This window comes from uncultured Devosia sp., from assembly GCF_913055165.1.
GTDB lineage: Bacteria > Pseudomonadota > Alphaproteobacteria > Rhizobiales > Devosiaceae > Devosia.
In genome coordinates this window covers 1-4,609 of the sequence record NZ_CAJXJS010000111.1, presented here as the reverse complement: position 1 = coordinate 4,609, position 4,609 = coordinate 1, and the positions used below count along the sequence as shown (strand labels likewise).

Sequence of the window (4,609 nt, the reverse complement as noted above, 5' to 3'; positions counted from 1 at the left end):
GAATTGAGCTGCGGGGCGAGCCCCTGCTTGCCGAGCAGTTCGAAGGCCCGCTTGTACCAGTCGCTGGCCGGATAATTGTGTCCGAGCACCGCCGCCGCCGAGGTGGCCTCGGTCGTGAGGCCGAGCAGCAGATAGGTCTCGGTCAGACGATAGAGCGCTTCCTCGATATGCGTGGAGGTCTGCCAGCGTTCCACCACTTCGCGGAACCGGTTGATCGCGGCGGCATACTGCCCATTGCCCTGGTAATAGCGGCCGACCGACATTTCCTTGCCAGCCAGCTGATCATAGGCCACCAGCAGTTTCTCGCGCGCGTCGGCGGCGTGTTCGGACTTCGGATAGTTGTTGATCAGCAAATTGTAGGTATCGATCGCATCGCGCGACAATTGCTGGTCGCGCGTGATGTCCTTGATCTGCGCATAATAGGCGGTGCCCTTGAGCCAGAGCACATAGGGCACTTCCGAACTCTGCGGATAAAGCGCCAGATAGCGGTCAGCCGCCAGGATCGCCTCGTCGAATTGGCTAATGCGGTAATTCGCATAGACCTGCATCAGCTTGCCCTTCTCGGTCAGCGGATCGCGCGGATGCTGGCGCTCCAGCTTTTCGAGCTTGGTGATGGCGGTCTGGTAGTATTGCCGGTCCATATCGTCCAGCGCGCCTTGGTAGAGCGCGGCGGCCGGAACGATCGGCTCTTCCTTGATCTTGGGCGGGCCGAACAGGTTCATACCCGAGCAGGCCGTCAAAACCGCAGCCAAAAGGCCTATGGCAGCGAGGCGCAGGGCCCGGCTGGAATACTGGCTTACAACGTCAAGTTTCACGAACGGCCCCGTTCAAAATCGTTCCGCAGTTGGCCTGCGGGCCTAGTTGGCAATTGGATCAAAACTGTGGCGCGGCTGCCGGGCTCAAGGTCCCCCTCAGCGCACGGACCGCAAGTAGTGATGAGTTTCAAGACCATCCGGCTGGTCCTCGAAACTCTCGAATTCCAGCGGCAGGTCTTCAGCGCTGACTATTTCATAATTGGCTTCGCTGGAAAAGAGCGAGGCCAGGACATGGGCATTGAGCGCGTGACCACCCTTGTATGAGCGGAATTTTCCCCAGATGGCGAGTCCGCCCAGCGACAGGTCACCAATGGCATCGAGCAGTTTGTGGCGCACGAATTCGTCTTCATAGCGCAGGCCACCGGGATTGAGGATGCGGTCCTCATGCACGGTGATGGAATTGTCCAGGCTCGAACCGAGTGCATAGCCAGCCTGACGCAAAATCTTGGCATCGCGCACAAAGCCAAAGGTGCGGGCCTGCGAGACATCCTCGAAATAGCGGCGCGGCGTCCAGTCGAAGATCATGCGCTGGCGCCCGATCACCTTGGAGTCGAAGTCGATCTCCAGGTCCAGCGCCCGGCCATTATAGGGCTCAAGGGCCGCAAAGGCGTCGTTGTTGCGGACAGTCACGGCCCGCACGATCTTGAGGAACCTCTTCTGGGCCGGCTGTATCTCCAGACCGACCTCGAGAATGGCCTGTGCGAAGGGATGAGCCGAGCCATCCATAATCGGGCACTCAGGCCCATCCAGCGTGATCAGGGCATTGTCGACGCCCATGCCGCTCAATGCCGAAACGACATGTTCTACCGTCGCCACGCTGACGCTGCCGCCCAGGTCGAGCGTGGTGCAAAGCGTGGTGCGGGTCACGCGGGAATGGTGCACAGGCACGGGCTTGGTGAACGCACCCTCTCCCAGGTCGCGGCGGATCATGTAGCCGCTATCCGGCGCTGCTGGCCCCATGGTCAGCGTCACCGGCTGTGCGCCATGCACACCATATCCGGCAAAGCTGATTTCGCCGGCAAGCGTGCGCTGGCGTTGGGAAAGTTTGTTCATGCCTGGAAATGCTCCCGCCGCGACGTTCACGCTCAAGTGAGACTGTTAGCCAAAAAAAACTCGGTGCGGAAGCCGCACCGAGAGAGCTTTTGATCCAGGATCACTGACAGATCAACCGTGCTTGCGCAGGAAAGCCGGTATCTCCAGATGGTCCTTGGCTGCCGGAGCCGCAGGGCTGCGACCCTGATTGTCGAGCTGGCCGCGAGCGCCCTCGCTTGGCTGAGCCACGCGGGAAGTCCTTGCCACACCTGCTTCAATGGCGTTGCGGGCAGCCGCATCGTCCATCTGCGGGGCCGGCGGCTCGGCGCGCACTTCATTCTGCTGTTGACCAAGATTGAGACCGACATTGGAGGCCAGCCGCTTGAACAGGGCGCGTGCATTGCGCGGTTCGGCGTCATGACGTTCCTGCGCGTCCTGTGACCGGCGCGCAACAGCAGGAAGTTCCTCCGTCCGCGGCATGCGGCGCTGCCCCTCGGGGCGGGCCGCGTGCGAGGGCACATAGACGCTGGGAATCGGCTGCTCCTGCGGGACAGGGACATCTTCTGGCTCGGCCATCGCTTCGGCTTCTGGCACGAAGGGTTCGACGACGATACCGTCGTCCTCATCTGCATAGGACGGCGCTGGCTGATGAGTGGCAAATGCCTCCGCAACAGCGGCTTCCACCTGATGGCCGATCTCCTCGGCCTCGACGGTCTCGGCAACGGGTTGGGCTGCCTGCGGCACGACTGAGCGGTCAGCCGGCACATGACGCTTCACCGAAAGAGGCGTGCGCGAAGCATGCGGCTTTGCCGGCTCCATGGCCTGAACCATGGTGGCGTCGGTACCTGTGGCCACAACCGAGACGCGAATGGTGCCATTCAGGTTCGGATCGTAAGTCGCACCCAGGATGATATTGGCGTCGACATCGACCTCCTCGCGGATGCGGCTGGCCGCCTCATCGACCTCATAAAGGGTCAAATCCGGACCGCCGGTGATGGAGATCAAGAGGCCCCGCGCACCCTGCATCGACACGTCGTCAAGCAGCGGATTGGCGATGGCGGCCTCGGCGGCATGGCGGGCGCGATCTTCGCCCGAGGCCTCGCCGGTACCCATCATCGCCTTGCCCATGCCGCGCATCACGGCGCGCACGTCGGCGAAGTCGAGGTTGATCAGGCCTTCCTTGACCATCAAATCAGTGATGCAGGCAACGCCGGAGAACAGCACCTGGTCGGCCATCGCAAAAGCATCGGCAAAGGTGGTCTTTTCATTGGCCACCCGGAACAGGTTCTGGTTCGGAATGACGATCAGTGTATCGACATGCCGATGCAGTTCATCGATGCCGTCTTCGGCCAGACGGGCACGACGATTGCCTTCAAAATTGAACGGCTTGGTGACCACGCCAACCGTCAGAATGCCCTGTTCGCGTGCAGCGCGCGCGATGACCGGCGCCGCGCCGGTCCCCGTACCACCACCCATGCCGGCGGTGATGAACACCATATGCGAACCGGAGAGGTGATCGTTGATCTCGTCCCAGCTTTCTTCTGCCGCGGCGCGACCCACTTCCGGGTGCGAGCCGGCGCCCAGACCCTCGGTTACCCCGACGCCAAGCTGGATGATCCGCTGCGCTTTGGAGAGCGCCAGAGCCTGCGCATCGGTGTTGGCAACAACGAAATCAACACCGTCCAGGCCGGACTCGATCATATTGTTGACAGCGTTACCGCCGGCGCCGCCGGCACCGAACACGGTGATGCGGGGCTTGAGTTCCTGAATGTCCGGGATAGTCAGATTGATGGTCATAAGTGGCCCCATAGTGGCGTGGTTGGTTAAGATTTACCCATCCATTCGTTAACTCCGCCCTAACAAGCCGATCGTTCAGGTTAACTTCTGCGCAAATTGCGACACGTGCTCGTTACGCATTAGCGCTCCGTTAACCACGCCACCGCCGTCGACCCGCCATTGACAACACGAGAGGATTTACATAACCATAAGTGCATATAACGATTTGGCTATTGATATGGAGCAACCGATGACCAGCATCATGCCCTGCCTGTGGTTCGACGACCGCATCGACGACGCCATCAAGTTCTACCCCGAGACTTTCAACGATGCCCAAGTCCACGAGCTGGTGCGCCATGCACCGGACAAGCCGGCTTTCACGGCGGTCATCGAACTGGCCGGACAGAAGTTCATGCTGCTCAATGGCGGCCCCCGCTTCCAGTTCAACGAAGCGGTCAGCTTTGTCATTGACTGCGATGGCCAGGAAGAGGTCGACTTCTATTGGAACCGCTTCGTCGACAATGGCGGCGAGGAAAGCATGTGCGGCTGGTGCAAGGACCGTTTCGGCCTGAGCTGGCAGATCGTGCCCAAGCAGCTCTACGAAGCACTCAACGGACCCGACAAGGCCGGCGCCAACCGCGCCATGCAAGCCATGCTGCAAATGCGGAAAATTATCGTTGCAGACTTGCAGAAGGCCTATGCGGGCTGAGATGCTCGTTGACCACGGCGGCGCCTTGAGGCCGGCAGCTGAGCTAGAAGCTGGACCGCAGCCAGTTCCCCACGCGGGCGAAATAGCCATCGGTGCCGGTGAGCTTCCGTGACCCGCGCGGCTCGGCATATTCCTGCGCACAAACCTGCGGATAAACCAGCATGCCGGCCATGGTCGCAAACGCCGCGCCCTTGGCAATATCCGGCAGGCCGGAAATGCCCATCGGCCGGCCATTGCGCACGTTCCGCGCCAGAATGCGCCGCGCCACTTCCGGCAG

4 protein-coding genes and 1 pseudogene are annotated in these 4,609 nt (G+C 61.2%); 1 reads left to right on the top strand and 4 read right to left on the bottom strand.

The features are described from left to right. The 3 genes from QZ564_RS18985 to ftsZ form a co-directional block, all read right to left on the bottom strand. A partial coding sequence (locus tag QZ564_RS18985) for an outer membrane protein assembly factor BamD (RefSeq protein WP_297113501.1) occupies positions 1–815 on the bottom strand: 815 nt, incomplete at its 3' end. Between the two features lie 96 nt (positions 816–911). Then, a complete protein-coding gene (lpxC, locus tag QZ564_RS18980; protein WP_297113499.1) occupies positions 912–1,868 on the bottom strand; it encodes a UDP-3-O-acyl-N-acetylglucosamine deacetylase in 957 nt (318 codons plus the stop codon). Between the two features lie 111 nt (positions 1,869–1,979). Further along, on the bottom strand, positions 1,980–3,644 hold the full coding sequence (gene ftsZ, locus QZ564_RS18975; protein WP_297113498.1) for a cell division protein FtsZ: 1,665 nt from the start codon (positions 3,642–3,644) through the stop codon (positions 1,980–1,982). Positions 3,645–3,873: 229 nt separating this feature from the next. On the opposite strand from ftsZ, the gene QZ564_RS18970 reads away from it, so the two are divergent. Further along, the gene (locus QZ564_RS18970) at positions 3,874–4,332 is read left to right on the top strand and encodes a VOC family protein (RefSeq protein WP_297113477.1); all 459 of its coding nucleotides are present in this window, start codon (positions 3,874–3,876) and stop codon (positions 4,330–4,332) included. Between the two features lie 43 nt (positions 4,333–4,375). Here the strand turns inward: QZ564_RS18970 and QZ564_RS18965 are convergent. After that, positions 4,376–4,609: pseudogene (locus tag QZ564_RS18965) on the bottom strand (cell division protein FtsA); the annotation flags it as partial.